Below are 17,762 nucleotides of genomic sequence, written 5' to 3'. Positions count from 1 at the left end.
CCCTGTGCTCACCGCCGCCCCGCCGGCCACGGACCGCAACCCGCATGACCACAGCCAGTGACGAAACGCACGCGACCGGACGCCTGGCCTGGGCGCGCATGGCCGCCGGACGCCCCGGCCTTGCGCTTGAACGCGCGTCCACCGACGCCGGCTTCCGCAGCTACTGGCGCACGGCTGGCGCCGGCGACGCCAGCCTGATCGTGATGGACTCGCCCCCCGCGCTGGAGGACGTCCGGCCCTGGCTGAAGATGCACGAACTGCTCGAGCGCGGCGGCGTGCGCGTGCCGCGCGTGCTGGCGCGCGACGTGGAGCGCGGCTTCCTGCTGCTTGAAGACCTTGGCGTGGACACACTGCTCCACGCCATCGACACCGGCAACGCCGATGCCCACTTCGACGCCGCCATCGACCAGCTGCTGCGCATCCAGGCGATCCCCGCGCCCAGCGACCTGCCGGACTACGACGAAGCCCTGCTGGCGCGGGAGCTTCACCTGTTCGACGAATGGTTCCTTGGCCGCCACCTCGGCGCCACCCTCGACTGCGCCGACCTGGAGGCCCTCGACCTGGTCTACCGGGTGTTGATCGACAGTGCGCTGGCGCAGCCGCGCGTGCTGGTGCATCGCGACTACATGCCGCGCAACCTGATGCCGGTGGCCGGCGGACTGGCCGTGCTGGACTTCCAGGACGCGGTGCTGGGCCCGGTGTCCTATGACCCGGTGAGCCTGTTCAAGGACGCCTTCCTCAGCTGGCCGCAGGCACGGGTCGATGGCTGGCTGGCCGGCTACCACGCGCGTGCGCTGGCGGCAGGCGTGCCGGTGCCGGCGTCACGGGAGCGCTTCCTGCGCGACGCCGCACTCGTCGGCGTGCAGCGCCACCTCAAAGTCCTTGGCATCTTCGCCCGCCTCCACCACCGCGACGGCAAGCCGAAATACCTCGCCGATGCGTCGCGCTTCCTCGCCTACCTCGACGAAGTACTGCCGCGACACCCGGAACTCGCACCGCTGGCCGGCGTGCTCGACCGCCATGTACGCCCCGCGCTGGCCGCGACGGCGGCCGGCTGAGGGCGGCGCGTTGAAAGCCCTCGTCTTCGCGGCCGGCCTTGGCGAACGCATGCGCCCGCTGACCGACACCACGCCCAAGCCGCTGCTTGATGCCGGCGGCAAACCATTGATCGCCTGGCACCTGGAAAAGCTGGCCGCCGCCGGCGTACGCGACGTGGCGATCAATACCTCGTGGCTGGCGCCGCAGTTCCCGCTGGTGCTGGGCGATGGCTCGCGCTGGGGCCTGCGCCTGCACTACTCCCACGAGGGCGACACGCCGCTGGAGACCGGCGGCGGCATGCTGCACGCGCTGCCGCTGCTGGGCGATGAGCCCTTCATCGCGGTCAATGGAGACGTGTGGTGCGACTACGATTTCGCGCGCCTGCCGGAGGCACCCGAGGGCGAGGCCTGGCTGGTGCTTGTCGACAACCCCGATCACCATCCACGCGGTGACTTCGCGCTCGACGCGGAAGGACAGGTGCATGCGGACGGTGCGCCGCGCCTGACCTTTTCCGGCATCGGCGTGTACCGGCCGGCGCTGCTTCGCGACTGGCGCGACGTCATCGGCGATGCACAGGGCGCGGATGCCCATCCGCCGCGCTTCAAGCTCGCACCCTTGCTGCGCGCGGCGATGGCCCGGGGCATGGCCGCGGGCGAACACCACCGCGGCCTCTGGACCGATGTCGGCACGCCGCAGCGGCTGGACGCGCTGACGCGGGAGATCGAAGCGGACGGGTGACCCCCTGGCTCACGTCCACGCGTGCCTGCCCTGTTTCCACCGGGGATGTGACGAATACGACGGAAACAGCCTCCGGGATGCAGCAAACGTGACGCACGTCACGGATTTTGTCGCGCCGCACAAGACAGGATCAAACGAGGCGCACATCGATCCGTGCCGCCCAAGGGGGAGGAACCATGAAAGCAACCACCGTGCTGGCCACGGCTTTTCTGCTTGCGGCAGGCAGCGTGCATGCGCAGTCCGGCAGTGACTGTCCCGCGCTTCCGGCAACCAGCGGCCTCGCCTGGGAAAAGCTCGACGGCAAGGATTACACCTTCTGCAAGGCCATCCGCGCCAGCGACGGCACGCAAATGCTTGCGGTGATGATCACCGGCGACGCGCCGTTCCGCCCGCGCCGTGGCAACCGGACGGTGGAAACCGTGATCGACGGCCAGGACACCTGGTGGTACCGCAGCGAGCTCTCGGGACCCTCCGGCATCGAAGTGCGCGAGACACTGGTCGAACTGGATCGCGACAGCGTCGCCCACATCTCGTTGCGCGGCGACGAAACACAGCTGTCCGAGGCCATGTCACTGGCCGAGCAGCTGCGCTTCGACGTCATCCGCCTCTCGACCAACTGAGTCCAGCCGCCCGGTTCGACGGAGCGCGGACATGGCCTCCGGCGCCGGGCGCCGACGTTCTGCAGCAGGCGAGTGGCCATCCCGGCCACACGACCACTATTGAGGAGGAACGCATGACCAGGAAGCTGGCAGCGGAATTCATCGGCACGTTCTGGCTGGTGCTCGGCGGTTGTGGCAGCGCGGTGCTGGCCGCGCATTTCGGAGGCGACGGCAATCCGCTGGGCATCGGCTTCCACGGCGTGGCGCTGGCGTTCGGCCTGACCGTGCTGACCGGCGCCTACGCCTTCGGCCATGTCTCCGGGGCGCACTTCAATCCGGCGGTGAGCGTGGGACTTTGGGCCGGCGGCCGTTTTCCGGCGTCCGAGCTGCTGCCCTACATCCTGGCGCAGGTCGCCGGCGGCGTGTTCGCGGGCTGGATCCTGCTGCTCATCGCCAGCGGCAACGCCGGCTTTGCGATCGACCCGGCAGCGGCGGGCGCGTTCGCGAGCAACGGCTATGGCGCGCTCTCCCCGGGAGGCTATTCGCTCACCGCGGCCGCGCTCTGCGAGGTCGTGCTGACCGCGATGTTCGTGGTGGTGATCATGGGCGCGACCCATGGCCGCGCGCCGGTGGGCTTCGCACCGATCGCGATCGGCCTGGCCTTGACCCTGATCCACCTGATCAGCATCCCGGTCACCAACACCTCGGTAAACCCGGCGCGATCGACCGCGGTGGCGCTGTTCGCGGGCTCCGGTGCGCTCGGCCAGCTGTGGCTGTTCTGGGTGGCGCCGATCGTCGGCGCGATCATTGGTGGCGGGATCTACGGCTGGCTGGGCCGCGAAGACACGCCGATCACCGGCAATCCCCGAGCGTGACCGGGGCGGCGGCCCACCGCCGCCCCGTACTCCTCAGAACCGGCCCTGCTGGAAGTCGACGAAGGCCTGCATCAGCTCTTCGCGGGTGTTCATCACGAAGGGCCCGTGGCGTGCCACCGGCTCGCGCAGCGGCCGGCCCGAGACCAGCAGCATGCGCGCGCCGGCCTCGCCGGCCTCCACGCGCAGCCCATCGCCGCCGCCAAGGATGCCAAGCTCGTGGCTGGCCAGCATGCGCGCCTCTTCGCCGCGGCCGATACCGGCCTCGCCTTCGAATACGTAGACGAACGCGCTCTGGCCTTCGGGCAGCCGGTGCTCCCAGGCCACGCCGGGCGCCAGCGACACATCCAGGTACAGCGGGTCGGTGGCCGGCTGTTCGATCGGCCCGCGCACGCGGCTTCCATCGGCGGCGGCGATCTCCCCGGCCACCACGCGGACGTCCACGCCCTCCGCCGGCGCGACCCGGGGGATGCGGTCGGGCGCGAACTCCTGGTAGCGCGGCTCGATCATCTTGTCCTTCGCAGGCAGGTTCACCCACAGCTGGAAGCCGCGCATGCGGCCTTCTTCCTGCTCGGGCATCTCCGAATGCACCAGGCCGCGGCCCGCGGTCATCCACTGCACGCTGCCGGGCACCAGCAGGCCTTCGTTGCCGTGGTTGTCGCGATGGCGCATGCGGCCGTCGAGCATGTAGGTGACGGTCTCGAAGCCGCGGTGCGGATGCTCCGGGAAGCCGGCGATGTAATCCTCGGCGCGATCGGTGCCGAATTCATCGAGCAGCAGGAATGGATCGAGGTCGGGCAGCTCGGTGCTCCCGATCACCCGCGTCAGCTTCACGCCGGCGCCATCGGAGGCGGCATGGCCGCGCACCTTGCGCACCACACGGGTGGAATCGAACGGGGTAACGGTCATGGGGAACTCCTCGTCGGGACTACCCCAATCATGGTGCCGCATCGCCCCCGGGCACAGCACCGTCGGCGAAACGCTGCGGTTCCGCTGCCGACGCCCGGGCCTCCAGGGCCTGGGTCAACCGTCGCGCCGGGTCAGCCGCCAGGCCTTGTGGATCCGCGGATTGCGGGCGAAGTCGGGCGGGATCGTCTCCGCGGTGATGTCCTCGCACAGGGCGAACCCGGCCACCGCCTCCTCGTCCAGGCGGAAGCGGCGGTAGTTGTTGGAGAAATACAGCACGCCGTCGGGCGACAGTCGCGCCACCGCGGCCTGCAGCAGCTGCACGTGCTGGCGCTGCATGTCGAAGTCGTCGGCGCGCGCCGAATTCGAGAACGTCGGCGGGTCGCAAAACACCAGGTCGTATTCGCCGGTATCGGCCTCCAGCCAGGCAACGGCATCGGCCTGCACCAGGCGGTGGGCGCTGCCGCCCAGGATGCGGCCGTCGACGCGGTTGCCGCGCAGGTTGTCCGATGCCCACTGCAGGTAGGTCGCCGACAGGTCGACGCCGGTGGTGCTGGACGCCCCGCCCACCGCCGCATGCACGGTGGCCGCGCCGGTGTAGCAGAACAGGTTGAGGAAGCGCTTGCCGTGCGCCTCGCGCTGCAGGCGCGCACGCAGCGGGCGGTGGTCGAGGAACAGGCCGGTGTCGAGGTAGTCGAACAGGTTCACGCGCAGCAGCGCCGCGCCCTCGCGCACCGTGATGTACTCGCCGCGGCGCAGGGCCGAGGCATCGGCGTACTTGCTGCCGCCCTTGCCGCGCGCGCGGACCTTGGTCGCCACGCGCTCGCGCGAGACGCCGAAGACTTCGCGCGCGGCCGACAGCACCTCGCCGAAGCGGCGGCGCACGTCGGCATCGGGGATATCGGCCGGCGCGGCGTATTCCTGCACGTGCAGCCAGGTGGCGTCGGGGTCGTCGGCCTCGGTGTAGACATCGATCGCGGCCGAGTATTCGGGCAGGTCGGCGTCGTAGGCGCGGTAGCAACCGATGCCCTCGCGCACCCGCCAGGACTTCAGCGCGCGCAGGTTCTTGCGCAGGCGGTTGGCGAGCATCTGCGCGCCCGGCGACAGGGGGCGCGGCGTGGCGTCCTCGCGCAGCGGCGGCTGCACCGGGTCGACAACCAGCAGCGAACACTCCAGCGCACCGTTGAACACCTGGTAGACCTTCTGCGGACGCAGGCCGGTGGCACGCGCCAAGTCCGGGCTTCCGCACAGCAGGCTCGCGCGCCAGTACGGCGCGATCCGGCGCAGGGCATCGCCAAGGCCGCGGTAGAGCTGGGCGTCGGCGGCCAGGCGCGCGTCGTAGGGCGGATTGCTTGCGACCAGGCCGCGGACCTGGGCCATTGGCCGCAGCGCGGCGACCTGGCGCTCTTCCAGCTGCAGCACGTCACCGAAGCCGGCGGCGATCGCGTTTTCATGCGCGGCGCGCAGCGCGGCCGGATCGACGTCACTGCCGTAAAACACCGGCCGCAGTGACTCCCGTCCCGCGCGCTCACGTGCCAGCGCGTCCTCACGCAGCGTGGTCCAGGTGCCGGCGTCGAAACCGCTCCAGCGCGAAGGCTGCACCTCGCCATGGCGCAGCAGGCCGGGCGCCACGTCCGCGGCCATGGCCGCGCCTTCCACCAGCAGCGTGCCGCTACCGCACATCGGATCCAGCAGCGCGCCGCCTTCGGCATGCACCTGCGGCCACTGGCCGCGCAGCAGGACCGCGGCGGCGAGGGTTTCCTTCAGCGGCGCATCGCCCTGCGCGCGGCGCCAGCCACGACGGTGCAGGGAGCCGCCGCCCAGATCGACGGAAAGGATTGCGCGGCCCTTGCGCACCACCAGGTTCAGGCGCAGGTCGGGCGCATCCAGGTCGACGTCCGGGCGCGCGCCGGTCTCCGCGCGCAGGCTGTCGACCACGGCATCCTTCACCCGCAGCGCGGCATAGCGGGCATGCGTGATGCCTTCGCCGGACACGCGGGCATCGACCGCCAGCGTGCGGCCGGGCGCCAAGTGGCTGGCCCATGGAAGCGCGACGACATTCCGATACAGGGTGTCCTCATCGTCGCAGTAGAACTCGGTCAGCGGCCACAGCACGCGGCTGGCCAGGCGCGACCACATCACCGCGCGCTGGGCGTCGGCCAGCTCACCTTCGACATTGACGCCGGCAACCGTGGCGGTCGCCCGCGCGCAGCCGAGCGCGACGAGTTCGTCGGCCAGCAGGTATTCCAGGCCCTTGCCGCAGCTTGCGAAGAATTTCACGGCGAAAGCGCGCCCAGCAGGTCGGCGAACAGCGCGGCCGAGGCCTCGACATGCGCGGACAGGCGGTGGCTGTCGTCGACCAGCAGCAGGCGGTCGCGGCGCGGCATCGCCCAGGCGACGACGTCGGCGGCCGGAATCAGCTCGTCGTGCCAGCCGTGGATGATCGCGGTCGGCACCGCGGCGGCCTGGAGCGGGTAGGCCTTGGCCAGGTTCACCGGCGGCGCCATCAGGAACAGCGCGAGCGCAGGCACTTCAAGCGATACCCGCCCGGAGATCCAGGCGCCCAGGCTCGAACCCGCGAGCACGAGCGGGCCTTCGGCGGCGCGTGCGGAGGCGAGCGCCTGCAGGTGGGCCAGGCGCCTGGCGACGTCGCCAAGGTCGCTGACGTCATGCATGGCGTCGAAGCCGGTGTAGTCGGGGCGCTCGTGGCTCCAGCCCAGGCGTTCGGCGACCTCGGCCAGCGCGGTGACCTTGGTGGCGTCGGGGCCGCTTTCGAAGCCGTGCGAGAGGATGCAATGGCCGCGTGCGGTCATGGGGTCCGGGGAGGTTCGGGGGAACGTGAATGCTAGCATCGCGCCGTCCCCCGCCCCGGCCGCGACGTGCGCATCGACCCCCTGCCCTACGAGTCCCTGCTTGAGGCGCGCCCGCTGGCGCAGGTCGACCTGGTGGTCATCCACTGCACCGAGCTGCCGGACCTCGCCACCGCGCGCGAGTACGGCGAACGCGTGCTGTACCCGGCCAGCGCCACCGGCAACAGCGGCCACTGGTACGTGGACCGCGACGGGGCCGTCGAGCGCTGGGTGGATCCGGCGCGGGTCGCGCACCATGTCCGCGGCTTCAACCCGCGCTCGGTGGGCATCGAGCTGGTGAACACCGGGCGCTGGCCGGACTGGCTGGATTCGCGCCACCAAGCGATGGAGGACGCGTATCCGGAGGCCCAGATCGAGGCGCTGGTGGCGCTGCTGGCGGCGCTGGCCCGCGACCTGCCCGCGCTGCGCTGGATCGCCGGCCACGAGGATCTCGATGCGGGTCTGGTTGCCGCGAGCGACGATCCGGCGCTGCAGGTACCCCGGAAGCGCGACCCGGGACCGCTGTTCCCATGGCAGTGCGTGCTGGAAGCCACGCCCTTGCAGCGCCTTCCCCTGCACCTGCCCCTGCCTTTGTAGGAGCAGCCATGGCTGCGACCGCGCCACTGCATGACCGCCGTGGCGCGGGGTCGAGGTCGCAGCTATAGCTGCTCCTACAGGGAGTGCAGTCGCGGGGGACATCGCGGGGGGGGGCATCGCAGGGCCGGGGTTCACCGCACGCCACCGTATAATCGGCGGATGCCCAACAGCACCCCCGCCCCCGCGTCCGAACTCCTGGAACTGCTCACCCTCGAGCGCCTGGAGGACAACCTGTTCCGCGGCCAGAGCCGCGACATCGGCACCAAGTACGTCTTTGGTGGCCAGGTGCTGGGCCAGGCGCTGTCGGCGGCGCAGAGCACGCTGACCCAGCCGCGCGGCGCGCATTCGCTGCACGCCTACTTCCTGCGCGCCGGCGACATCGAGCATCCGATCGTCTACGACGTCGACCGCACCCGCGACGGTGGCAGCTTCTCGGTGCGCCGGGTGACCGCGATCCAGCACGGCAAGGTCATCTTCTTCTGCGCCGCGTCGTTCCAGGAGCCGGAGGGCGGCGCCGAGCACCAACTGTCCATGCCCGAAGTGCCGCAGCCCGAGGACCTGGAGCCCGCGCCCGCGATCCCGGACAAGGTGCTCGCGAAGCTCCCGACCAAGATCCAGCGCTGGCTCGACCGTAGCGGTCCGTTCGAGTTCCGCCACGTCTATCCGCGCGACGAGCTCGACCCGCCCAAGCGCCCGCCCTACCAGCAGGTCTGGTTCCGCCTGGCCGAGAAGGTCGGCGATGCGCCCGAGCTGCACCGCGCGCTGCTCGCCTACGCCTCGGATTTCCACCTGCTCGGCACGGCCACGTTCCCGCACGGCATCAGCTACTACCAGCCGAAGGTGCAGATGGCTTCGCTCGACCACGCGCTCTGGTTCCATCGTCCGTTCCGCGCCGACGACTGGCTGCTGTATTCCATCGACAGCCCGAGCGCGCAGGGCTCGCGCGGGCTGGCCCGCGGCATGATCTACGACCGCGCCGGCCGGCTGGTGGCCAGCACCGCGCAGGAAGGGATGATCCGGGTGGTCGAAGGGCAGCCCGGGCAGGTCCCGGCACGGAGCTGACGCCGTGCGCCAGGTGTTTTCCAGCGCCCGCATCGAGAACGTCGAAGCGGTGGCCCGGCTGCTTGAAGAGGCCGGCATCGAGGTCCGGATCAGCAACGGCCGCTCCTACCGCGGCGCCATCCGGGGCAACTTCAGCTATCGCGACGGCAACAACAGCGGCCCGCGGCCGGCTGTCTGGGTCATCCGCTCCGACCAGCAGCCCGAGGCGCGCCGCATGCTGCGTGAAATCGGCCTGCTGCAGGACACCACGCCCCGCAGCGAAAGCTTCATGCCGCCGCCGCCGTCACTGGCCGGAGGCACCAGCTCACCGCTCTCCGCGCGCGGTGGCGGACGCTTCCGCTACGGGCTGCTGCTCGGGGTGGCGGTGATGGTGGCGTTGGTGATGATCGCCTACCGCGCCAGTCGTGGTGGTGGCGATGGCGATGCCTTGGCCTCCGGAGCGGCGACATCAGTCCCGGGCGCGTCCACGCCGGCCCGCACGCAGGCTCCCGCGACGGCGTCCGCTCCCGACATGCCGCTTGTCGCCACGCTGCCTGACGAAGCCTTCGTGATCGCCACGCCGCCCGCGCTGGCGGCCACCCTGCTGCGCGAAGCGCTGGTCGCGGCCGGCACGCGGCGCGGCTGCCTCGGCATCGACGGTGCCGACCCGGACCCCGCCTTCCTGCAAGCGCTGGCCACCGAAGGCCTCGACGTGGCGCCGGCTTCGGACTGCGGCGATGAACGCCTGCCGGTGGAGGTATCCGATTACGCCACCGACGGCTCCGGCAGCGGCACCGTGCACCTGGCCGTGGGCGGAGACGAGCCGCGCGAACTGGCCGTGCGCCGCGAAGGCCAGGACTGGATGCGCGAAGACCCACGCTGAAGGTCACGTTTCCAGCGCGGCTGCGTCTGGATAGGATGGCGCCCCACCGGTGCCGCCACGCGAGCAGCCCATGACCACCTGCGCCATCGATGCCCTGATCCATCGCGACCTGCCCGCCGCGGCCGGCGGCTGCCAGCAGGCCTACACCCGCATCATCGTCGCCAGCCAGAACACGGTGACCGCGGTGGCCCTGGCCATCACCCGCGACCCGACCGCCAGCGAGGACATCGCCCAGGAGGCCTTCCTCTCCGCCTGGCAGAACCTCAAGCGCCTGCAGAACCCGTCAAGCTTCCTGCCCTGGCTGCGCCAGATCACCCGCAACCTGGCCTATGACCACCTGCGTCGCCACCGCCAGCGCGTGATCGGCGGCGAGGCCGCGGAAATCGCCATCAACCATGCCGCCGATCCTTCGGCGCTGCCGGAAGAGCAGCTGATCGATGCCGAGCGCGAGCGCATGGCCGCCGAATTGATCTCCGAACTCCCGGAAGAGAGTCGCGAAGTGCTGCTGCTCTATTACCGCGAAGGCCAGAACTCGCGCCAGGTGGCCGAACTGCTGGGCCTGTCCGACGCCGCCGTGCGCAAGCGCCTCTCCCGCGCGCGCAAGAGCCTGCGCGAAGACCTGCTGTCGCGCGTCGGCGAATTCGCCCGCTCGACCGCGCCCGGCACCGCGTTCGCGGTGGGCATCACGGCGATGCTCGGCTTCAGCCGCCCGGTCGCCGCGGCCGGCTTCGCCAAGGTCGGTGGCAGCGTCATCGGCAGCGTGTTCGGCAAGGGCGTGCTTGGCACCGCGGGCGCGCTTGGCGGCGGCCTGCTCGCCGGCCTCGTCACCGCATGGCTGTGCCGGAAGATGCTCACCGCATACGCCGACGACGAAGCGGAGCGCGGCGGGATCCTTCGCGTCTACAACACCTACATCTGGAGCTCGTTGCTGGCCGTCGGCCTGACCCTGGCCTCGGCCTTCACCTTCGACAGCCTGGTGCCGACCTATGCACTGGCACTGGCCGCGATCGCGGTGCTGAACTACCAGCTGCTCGGTCCGTTGGCGCGGACCATGCAGCCGCTGCTGCGGCGCGACGCCATCCGCAACCCCGAAGGCGCGCGCTCGAGGCAGCTGTTGTATCGGCTGACCTTCGGCACCAGCGGCGTGGTGATCAGCAACGTGGCTATCATCGGCGGGCTGGTGTTGCTGTATCTCAAGGGCTGAGGCCATGAAAAAGGGTTCTTCTCCCGACTGAGGGAGAGGCGCATGGTCGGCTCGACGGAGTGGCTGGTTCTTCTCGAGGCTCCGAGATGCTGACGTGACAGTTGGGCCGGGAGCTTCTCCGTTGGGATGCGCGCTGCCCGACCCGTGCACAGGGGGTGTGCTCCCCCGGCAGTCTCCGCGTCCTGCTCCCACTGCCGGCCGCCGGCCATCCATGGCCGGCTGTACGCACACCCCCTGTGCACGGGTCGGGCCGTGGAGTTTTTCTGCTTCGGGACGAAGGTCAGGAGCGGGCGCGCTCGCGCTCGTAGGGGTCGCCCTGGCGTGGCCGTGCCGCTTGTCCGGTGACGATCCGAGCGGGTTCGCTGGTGACCGAAGCCTGGCTCCCGACCGCGACGAAGGTCCGGGCCCGCCGAGGATGCAGGGGGGCAGCGCGCACCCTCCCGGAGCCCCTCAATCAGGACAAGAACCATGAAAAAGGCCCGCGCCATGGGCGCGGGCCCCGGCACCGGTGGAACCGGCGCCACCCCATCAGTGGAACGCCTGGCTCAGCGGCGCTTGTCGGCTTCCAGTTCCACGCGGCTCAGGAAGCCGTCGCGGTTGTCGTCCATCCATGCGAAGCGCTTTGACAGCCGCGGCATCTTTTCGTCGATCTCGACGCGGCTGAGCTTGCCGTCCTTGTTCAGATCGGCCGCAGCGAAGGCTTCGGCGAAGCGCTCGGCGCGCTTGCCGCGCATCTGCTCCTGCATGCGGTCGCGGTGGGCCGCCACTTCGCTGCGGACGATGTAGCCGTCCTTGTTGGCATCAATGGAATCGAAATCGAAGCCCATGCGCGCACCTTGGCCGATCCCGCCGCGGCCGGAGCGACCAGCGTGGTCGGCACGGGCGCGACGCGGGGATTCGCCGGCACCGGCCTGCTCGCGCTCGGCGATGCGGGCGGCGCGACGGGCCTCCCCCGCGGCCTTGGCGGCGTCGAACTCGGCACGGCTGATGCGGCCGTCCTCATCGCTGTCCATGCGCTCGATGCCGCCGCGCATGGCATGGCCGCCGCGGTGGCCGGCGTGGCCCTTGCCGTGGCGCATCGGGCGCTCACCCTTCGCGGCGCGCGGAGCATCGCTGCCGGCCTCGCCCGCGGCGGTGGCCTGGGTGGCGCTGGCGGCCGGCGCGGACTGCGCGGCGGCCAGGCCGGTGGCGCCAAGGGAAGCCACGGCCAGGGCGGTGGCGAAGAACAGGGCATGACGCTTCATGCGTGACTCCTTTGCTGGCAGCGGCATTGCTGCATGTGCATCGGTCAACGCATGGCGCCGGATGCGGTTGACGGTTGCCCGGCGGCATTCAGCTGGCAGCCGGTTCGCAGCCGCTGCGACACGGCGCAGTATCCTGCCTGCATGCTTCGCGCCGTCCATGCATCTCCGCGCCGGGTTCGCCATGGCTGAGCCCGCGCCCCTGCGCCTGTTCCACACTGCGGAACACCCCTGCGGCTACTGGCCGGAGCGCGCCGCACGCGACCTGGTGCTCGATCCCGGCGACCCGCGCCTGGCCGAATCCTATGCCCGTGCGCTGGCCTGGGGCTTCCGCCGTTCCGGCGACCTGGTCTATCGCCCGCACTGCCACGGCTGCCGCGCCTGCGTGCCGGTGCGCATCCCCGTGGCCGACTTCGTGCCCAACCGCAGCCAGCGCCGCTGCCTGGCGCGCAACGCCGACGTGCAGGCGCGGATCCTCCCCGCCGACGAGAACGCCGAGCGCTTCGAGCTCTACCGCCGCTATCTGGTCGGCCGCCATCCCGGCGGCGGCATGGACGATCATGGCAAGGCGGAGTTCGCGCAGTTCCTGGTCGGCAGCTGGTCGCAGGGGCGCTTCCTCGAACTGCGCGCCGGTGGGCGCCTGCTGGCGGTGGCTGTCACCGACCTGGTGGATGATGCGCTGTCGGCGGTCTACACCTTCTACGATCCCGACGAGGCCGCGCGCGGCCTGGGCACGCTGGCCATCCTGCAGCAGCTCGCCTGGGCCCGGCGCGACGTCTACCGCCACCTCTACCTTGGCTACTGGATTCAGGGACACACGAAAATGGATTACAAGCGCGGCTTCCAGCCCCTCGAACGCTTTGACGGCCGCGATTGGCAGGCACTCGCCCGCGCGGGTGACGCATGACCGCGCGCCTTGCCGCGCTGCTCTGCTGCGCGCTGCTTGCCGGCTGCGTTCGCGTCAACACCCACGGAGATCCCGGACAGTCCATGACCCCGCCCCAGACCCTCCGCGTCGCCAGCTACAACGCATCGCTCTATTCCGATGACGCCGGCGGCCTGCTGCGCCGGCTCGAATCCGCCGACGCCGATGCGCGCAAGGTCGCCGCGGTGCTGCAGCGGGTCCGGCCCGACGTCGTGCTGGTCAACGAGTTCGACTACGACGCCGGCGGCCTGGCGGCCGATGCCTTCCAGCGCGACTACCTGGAAGTCCCGCAGCCCGGCGGTGGCGAGGCATTGCACTATCCCTACCGCTACATCGCGCCGGTGAACACCGGCGTGCCCAGCGGCCTCGACCTCGACCGCAGCGGACACGTCGGCGCCGACCTGCCCGCGCCGGGCGAAGACGCGGCGGCCGCGCGCGGGCGCGGCAACGACGCCTGGGGCTATGGCCTGCATCCCGGGCAGTACGGGATGCTGCTGCTGTCCATGCATCCCATCGACGCCGGAGCCGCACGCACCTTCCAGCGCCTGCCCTGGAGCACCCTGCCCGGCGCCGCGCGGCCGGTGGATCCGGCAACCGGTGCGCCCTGGTACGCCGACGCCATCTGGGAACAGCTGCGGCTGTCGTCGAAATCGCACTGGGACGTGCCGGTACGCACCCCGCTTGGCACCGTGCACATGCTGGCCTCGCACCCGACGCCGCCGGTGTTCGACGGCCCGGAGGACCGCAACGGCGCGCGCAACCACGATGAAATCCGGCTGTGGAGTGAATACATCGGCGCTGACGAGGCGTCGTGGCTCTGCGACGATGCGGGCCACTGCGGCGGACTGGCTGCAGACGCGCGCTTCGTGATCCTCGGCGACCTCAACAACGATCCGGTCGACGGCGACGGCCGCCATCAGGCCATCATCGAGCTGCTCGAACACCCGCGCGTATTGCGCATGGCGACCCCGCGCAGCGAAGGCGCGGCGCACGCCGCCGGTGCCGACCACTCCGGCCGCCGCGGCAGCGTGGCCCATGCCACTGGCGACTTCGGTCCGCGCACGGGTCCGTTGCGGCTGGACTACGCCCTGCCGTCCACCGGTTTCCGAGCGCTGGATTCAGGCGTGTACTGGCCGGCCCCCGGCACTGACGGCGCCGGCATCGTCGATGGCAGCGACCACCGCCTGGTCTGGATCGACCTCGGCAACTGACCAGCGTTCCCGCGCCTGGCCTCAGGGCGCGGGCTTGGCGGCGGCATCCCCTTCGGCTGGGGCCGCCACTGCCGGCGAGCCGGTCCCGGCGCTTGCCGGCACTGCTTCGGTCGGCGCTTCGGCCGCCGGCGCCGAGGCGCCAATGACCGGCAGCGCCACCGGGGCAACCGCCTCGTGGCTGCGCGGCCCGAAGCCGAACATGCCGCCGCTTTGCCGCGACACGATCATCCGCACCATCGACGTCGGCACCATCAGCTCCAGGGTGACATCGTCACCCGTGGGCATGCGGCCTTTCATGGTGAGCTCGATCAGTGATCCGCCGGTGTCGACTTCGTCGCAGGGCACGTGCGCGCCGACCACCGGACTGTCCTGGATATACGGCTTGATGGCATCCCCCAGGGCTTCGATCGCCTGCGGGAAGAAAAACACGGCATAGCCGTCGCGGCCTTTCATCGGTGGCTGGCTCCCTCGGATCACAAGGCCGCCATCATCGCAGGTCGGACCGCCGTGGCCGCGATCTTCTTGACATATAGATATCATTTAGATATCACTAGTCGACACCAGCCCACCACCCGCCCCCGGAGAACGCCATGAAGGAAAACCCGATCCGCTCCATGCCCGGCATTCCGATGCTGTTGCTCCTGCTCGTGGTCGCGCTGGCCTGCGGCTGGTTCTTCTTCCAGGCGCTGGTCAACGGCGGCGCCGTGCTCCAGCTGGCTGCGGCGATCGCGATCGGCGGCATCGCGCTGTTCTGCCTTGCCGGCCTGTACATGGTCGAGCCCAACCAGTCGGCGGTGCTGAGCCTGTTCGGCAAGTACGTCGGTACCGTCCACGAGAACGGCCTGCGCTGGAACAACCCCTTCCTCGCCAAGCGCAAGGTCTCGCTGCGCATCCGCAACTTCGAGAGCGGCAAGCTCAAGGTCAACGAGCTCGAGGGCAGCCCGATCGAGATCGCGGCGGTGATCGTGTGGAAGGTGGTGGATTCCGCCGAGGCGGTATTCAACGTCGACGATTACGAGAGCTTCGTCCATATCCAGTCCGAGGCGGCGCTGCGCGCCATGGCCACCACCCACCCCTACGACCAGAACGAGGAAGGCCAGATGTCGCTGCGCAGCCATCCCGTGGAAATCTCCAACGAACTCAAGCAGCACCTGGACGAACGACTGGGCTCGGCCGGCGTCGAAGTGCTCGAGGCGCGCATCAGCCACCTCGCCTACGCGCCCGAGATCGCGCAGGCCATGCTGCAGCGGCAGCAGGCCAACGCCGTGGTCGCCGCGCGCACGCGCATCGTCGCCGGCGCCTGCGGCATGGTCGAACTGGCCTTGGCCGAGCTGGAGAAGAGCGGCGTGGTCACGCTGGACGAAGAGCGCAAGGCGGCGATGGTCAGCAACCTGCTGGTGGTGCTGTGCAGCGACCGCGGCGCGCAGCCGGTGGTCAACTCCGGCTCGCTGTACTGATGGCGCGCCGTGGCTGAGAAGAAGGCCTATCCGCTGCGCATCAATGCCGCGATCCTCGCGGCCGTGCAGCGCTGGGCGGACGATGACCTGCGCAGCGCCAACGCGCAGATCGAATACCTGCTGCGCGAGGCGCTGCGCAAGGCGGGACGGCTGCCGGAACGGGCCGCAACCGGCTCCACGAAAAGGGAAGGCAAATGACAGTGAGCGATGACCGCGGCCGCCACGGCGTGATTCACGGCAAGGATGCCGCCACGGCGCTGGTGCCGGCCTCGGCGCGCGCGCAGGCCTGGCTGTTCGCGCTGGTGGTGGGCCTGCCGCTGGTGCTGGTCGGCCTGACCGAGCTTTCGGGCAGCGGCAGCGGCGATGGCCAGGGCGCGCTTGCGGTCCGCGCCTTCGCCAGCGTCGCTGCGCTCTGCGTGGTGCTCTGGGGCGCGCTGGCCGCGCTGGTCCGCCGCCATCGCCTGCGCCTGGACGCAGGCGGGCTGGAGCTCGCCACCACCTTCTATCGCCGGCACTTCGGCCTCGATGCGCTGGACCTCGCGCATGCGCGCGTGGTCGATCCCGACGAGCGGCCCGAATTCCGCGCGATGCTGCGGACCAACGGCGTCTCCATCCCCGGCTTCCGCAGCGGCTGGTTCCGCCTGCGCAGCGGCGAACGGGCGTTGGTGGCCACCGCCGGCGGCAAGCGCCTGCTGTGGATCCCCACGGCCGCCGGGCACGGGCTCCTGCTGCAGCCGGTGAATCCGCAGGCGCTGCTCGATCGGCTGCGCGCCATGGCGGACGCCGGCACCAGGCGCTAGCCTTCCAGCCATGCGCGGTCGCGACGCCATCCTTGCCAACACCCCGGACATCGAACTCTGGCCGGGCGGCGTACTGCGCGCTCGCGGCAACCGCGACGCCCGCGCCCTGGCCCGCGCACGCACGGTGCTGCGGCGCAAGCGCGACGGCACGCTGCTCGCCGCCGACCTGCCGGAAGGCCTGCTGCCGCTGGTCCCGCGCCTGGCGCGCGAACCCGGGATCGATGCCGCCCTCGAGGCGCTTGAGCATCCACCGCACGCCGGCCTGCGCGCCGGCATCGACGTGGTGCCGACCCTGCCGCCCCTGCGCCTGGCCGGGCGCCTGGAGGCCCTGGGCATCGATGGCGAGGCCTATGCCGCGCGCACCGGGCTGGCACTGGAGGCCGAGCCCGCCTGGCTGGACCTTGCCGGCCACGACCGCTATCGGCGGGCGCTCTGGCTGCGCGTGGACGCCGCCCGCGGCTGGCGCCACCTGAAGGCTGCGGCGGCCCGCGACGGCATCGTGCTGGACGCCGTGTCCGGCTACCGCAGCCACGCGTACCAGGCCGGCATCATCGAGCGAAAGCTCGCGCGCGGACTCGCCATCGACGACATCCTCGCCGTCAACGCGGCCCCCGGCTGGTCCGAACACCATTCGGGCCGCGCCATCGACATCAGCGCGCCCGGCGAGCCGGCGGCCGAGGAATCCTTCGAGCAGACCGCGGCGTTCGCATGGCTCCGCTCCCACGCCGCGGCGCTCGGCTTCACGATGAGCTATCCGCGCGACAACCCGCACGGCATCGTCCACGAGCCCTGGCATTGGCGCTACGATGGGATCGCGCGGACCGATTGAGATCGTGGCCGGCTGCAGCTACATTGACGGCAACGAACACCAATAGCCGCCAGCCCACCCGCGCCCCGGCCGACGCGAGACGTCGCCCGGGGCGCGTTGCTGGCGGAAAGCGCATTGTCAGGAGACGCACGCGTGAACACCCGACCCAAGATCACCATCTCGACGCTGGATTCCGAGCGCCTGGAGAGCCTGCTCGAATCCCTTCCCGACGGCGCCTTCCCCGGCCGCGACGCGCTCGAGGCCGAGCTGCTGCGCGCCGACGTGGTCGCCCCCAAGGACGTCCCCTCCACCACGGTGACCATGAATTCCACGGTCCGCTTCCGCGTGGGCCCGGATGAGAGCTTCCAGCTCACCCTGGTCTATCCGCGCGATGCCAACGGCAGCGCCGACCGCATCTCGGTGCTGGCCCCTGTGGGCAGCGCCCTGCTCGGCCTGTCCCAGGGCGACGAGATGGAATGGCCCAAGCCCGGCGGCGGCGCCATCAAGGTGCTGATCGAGGAAGTGACCTACCAGCCCGAGCGCGCGGGCGAATACCACCGCTGAGCACCGGTCCGCGCATCGGAGCCATGGCC

At 70.8% G+C, this 17,762-nt stretch carries 20 protein-coding genes; 15 read left to right on the top strand and 5 right to left on the bottom strand.

Annotated elements, in window-relative coordinates; all coding sequences use genetic code 11:
• The first annotated feature begins 44 nt into the window (after positions 1 to 44).
• The 4 genes from ACW7G5_RS02200 (at position 45) to aqpZ (ending at position 3,250) form a co-directional block, all read left to right on the top strand.
• Positions 45 to 1,058 (top strand): aminoglycoside phosphotransferase family protein, encoded by a 1,014-nt coding sequence (locus ACW7G5_RS02200; protein WP_457001421.1) that lies wholly within the window; start codon positions 45 to 47, stop codon positions 1,056 to 1,058.
• Positions 1,059 to 1,068: 10 nt separating this feature from the next.
• Complete coding sequence (gene murU, locus ACW7G5_RS02195) at positions 1,069 to 1,776, top strand: N-acetylmuramate alpha-1-phosphate uridylyltransferase MurU (RefSeq protein ID WP_457001419.1); 708 nt, start codon at positions 1,069 to 1,071, stop codon at positions 1,774 to 1,776.
• 176 nt (positions 1,777 to 1,952) lie between these two features.
• Positions 1,953 to 2,396, top strand: coding sequence for a hypothetical protein (locus ACW7G5_RS02190; RefSeq protein WP_457001417.1), 444 nt, complete (start codon positions 1,953 to 1,955; stop codon positions 2,394 to 2,396).
• A 113-nt stretch (positions 2,397 to 2,509) separates the two neighbouring features.
• The gene (gene aqpZ, locus ACW7G5_RS02185) at positions 2,510 to 3,250 is read left to right on the top strand and encodes an aquaporin Z (RefSeq protein ID WP_457001415.1); all 741 of its coding nucleotides are present in this window, start codon (positions 2,510 to 2,512) and stop codon (positions 3,248 to 3,250) included.
• Between the two features lie 33 nt (positions 3,251 to 3,283).
• Here the strand turns inward: aqpZ and ACW7G5_RS02180 are convergent, their stop codons facing one another.
• The 3 genes from ACW7G5_RS02180 to ACW7G5_RS02170 all read right to left on the bottom strand — a co-directional run bounded on the left by ACW7G5_RS02180 (position 3,284) and on the right by ACW7G5_RS02170 (position 6,966).
• Positions 3,284 to 4,156 (bottom strand): pirin family protein, encoded by an 873-nt coding sequence (locus ACW7G5_RS02180; protein WP_457001413.1) that lies wholly within the window; start codon positions 4,154 to 4,156, stop codon positions 3,284 to 3,286.
• A gap of 114 nt (positions 4,157 to 4,270) precedes the next feature.
• Positions 4,271 to 6,433 carry a bifunctional 23S rRNA (guanine(2069)-N(7))-methyltransferase RlmK/23S rRNA (guanine(2445)-N(2))-methyltransferase RlmL gene (gene rlmKL, locus ACW7G5_RS02175; protein ID WP_457001412.1) on the bottom strand — a complete coding sequence of 721 codons (2,163 nt, stop codon included), beginning with the start codon at positions 6,431 to 6,433 and terminating at the stop codon, positions 4,271 to 4,273.
• Positions 6,430 to 6,966 carry a hypothetical protein gene (locus ACW7G5_RS02170; RefSeq protein WP_457001410.1) on the bottom strand — a complete coding sequence of 179 codons (537 nt, stop codon included), beginning with the start codon at positions 6,964 to 6,966 and terminating at the stop codon, positions 6,430 to 6,432. The genes rlmKL and ACW7G5_RS02170 overlap by 4 nt, the downstream gene beginning before the upstream one ends.
• Positions 6,967 to 7,032: 66 nt before the next feature.
• On the opposite strand from ACW7G5_RS02170, the gene ACW7G5_RS02165 reads away from it, so the two are divergent.
• The 4 genes from ACW7G5_RS02165 to ACW7G5_RS02150 all read left to right on the top strand — a co-directional run bounded on the left by ACW7G5_RS02165 (position 7,033) and on the right by ACW7G5_RS02150 (position 10,727).
• A complete protein-coding gene (locus tag ACW7G5_RS02165) occupies positions 7,033 to 7,599 on the top strand; it encodes an N-acetylmuramoyl-L-alanine amidase (RefSeq protein WP_457001409.1) in 567 nt (188 codons plus the stop codon).
• 159 nt (positions 7,600 to 7,758) lie between these two features.
• The gene (gene tesB / locus ACW7G5_RS02160; protein ID WP_457001407.1) at positions 7,759 to 8,661 is read left to right on the top strand and encodes an acyl-CoA thioesterase II; all 903 of its coding nucleotides are present in this window, start codon (positions 7,759 to 7,761) and stop codon (positions 8,659 to 8,661) included.
• Positions 8,662 to 8,665: 4 nt separating this feature from the next.
• Positions 8,666 to 9,523 carry a hypothetical protein gene (locus ACW7G5_RS02155; protein ID WP_457001405.1) on the top strand — a complete coding sequence of 286 codons (858 nt, stop codon included), beginning with the start codon at positions 8,666 to 8,668 and terminating at the stop codon, positions 9,521 to 9,523.
• Positions 9,524 to 9,593: 70 nt separating this feature from the next.
• Positions 9,594 to 10,727, top strand: a complete 1,134-nt coding sequence (locus ACW7G5_RS02150; protein ID WP_457001404.1) for an RNA polymerase sigma factor — start codon at positions 9,594 to 9,596, stop codon at positions 10,725 to 10,727.
• A 545-nt stretch (positions 10,728 to 11,272) separates the two neighbouring features.
• Here ACW7G5_RS02150 and ACW7G5_RS02145 read toward each other — a convergent pair.
• Positions 11,273 to 11,971, bottom strand: a complete 699-nt coding sequence (locus tag ACW7G5_RS02145; protein ID WP_457001402.1) for a hypothetical protein — start codon at positions 11,969 to 11,971, stop codon at positions 11,273 to 11,275.
• A gap of 157 nt (positions 11,972 to 12,128) precedes the next feature.
• Between ACW7G5_RS02145 and ACW7G5_RS02140 the strand changes: the two genes are divergently transcribed.
• Together ACW7G5_RS02140 and ACW7G5_RS02135 are read left to right on the top strand one after the other, a co-directional pair.
• Positions 12,129 to 12,875 (top strand): arginyltransferase, encoded by a 747-nt coding sequence (locus tag ACW7G5_RS02140; RefSeq protein WP_457001400.1) that lies wholly within the window; start codon positions 12,129 to 12,131, stop codon positions 12,873 to 12,875.
• Positions 12,872 to 14,104: an endonuclease/exonuclease/phosphatase family protein gene (locus ACW7G5_RS02135; protein WP_457001398.1), complete on the top strand. Its 1,233-nt coding sequence runs from the start codon at positions 12,872 to 12,874 to the stop codon at positions 14,102 to 14,104. Before ACW7G5_RS02140 ends, ACW7G5_RS02135 begins: the two co-directional genes overlap by 4 nt.
• Before the next feature lie 21 nt (positions 14,105 to 14,125).
• Here the strand turns inward: ACW7G5_RS02135 and ACW7G5_RS02130 are convergent, their stop codons facing one another.
• Positions 14,126 to 14,557 carry a hypothetical protein gene (locus tag ACW7G5_RS02130; protein WP_457001397.1) on the bottom strand — a complete coding sequence of 144 codons (432 nt, stop codon included), beginning with the start codon at positions 14,555 to 14,557 and terminating at the stop codon, positions 14,126 to 14,128.
• Positions 14,558 to 14,694: 137 nt separating this feature from the next.
• On the opposite strand from ACW7G5_RS02130, the gene ACW7G5_RS02125 reads away from it, so the two are divergent.
• The 5 genes from ACW7G5_RS02125 to rnk all read left to right on the top strand — a co-directional run bounded on the left by ACW7G5_RS02125 (position 14,695) and on the right by rnk (position 17,733).
• A complete protein-coding gene (locus tag ACW7G5_RS02125; RefSeq protein ID WP_457001395.1) occupies positions 14,695 to 15,561 on the top strand; it encodes an SPFH domain-containing protein in 867 nt (288 codons plus the stop codon).
• 9 nt (positions 15,562 to 15,570) lie between these two features.
• The gene (locus ACW7G5_RS02120) at positions 15,571 to 15,759 is read left to right on the top strand and encodes an Arc family DNA binding domain-containing protein (RefSeq protein ID WP_457001393.1); all 189 of its coding nucleotides are present in this window, start codon (positions 15,571 to 15,573) and stop codon (positions 15,757 to 15,759) included.
• Positions 15,756 to 16,361 (top strand): hypothetical protein, encoded by a 606-nt coding sequence (locus tag ACW7G5_RS02115; protein ID WP_457001391.1) that lies wholly within the window; start codon positions 15,756 to 15,758, stop codon positions 16,359 to 16,361. Before ACW7G5_RS02120 ends, ACW7G5_RS02115 begins: the two co-directional genes overlap by 4 nt.
• Before the next feature lie 10 nt (positions 16,362 to 16,371).
• Positions 16,372 to 17,190: a M15 family metallopeptidase gene (locus ACW7G5_RS02110; RefSeq protein WP_457001390.1), complete on the top strand. Its 819-nt coding sequence runs from the start codon at positions 16,372 to 16,374 to the stop codon at positions 17,188 to 17,190.
• Between the two features lie 132 nt (positions 17,191 to 17,322).
• Positions 17,323 to 17,733, top strand: a complete 411-nt coding sequence (rnk, locus tag ACW7G5_RS02105) for a nucleoside diphosphate kinase regulator (protein WP_343275116.1) — start codon at positions 17,323 to 17,325, stop codon at positions 17,731 to 17,733.
• Positions 17,734 to 17,762 lie beyond the last annotated feature (29 nt).

Source organism: Luteimonas sp. A501 (assembly GCF_054052085.1).
Note: the sequence above shows the minus strand (reverse complement) of the source record. Positions and strands in the feature narration are given on the sequence as shown.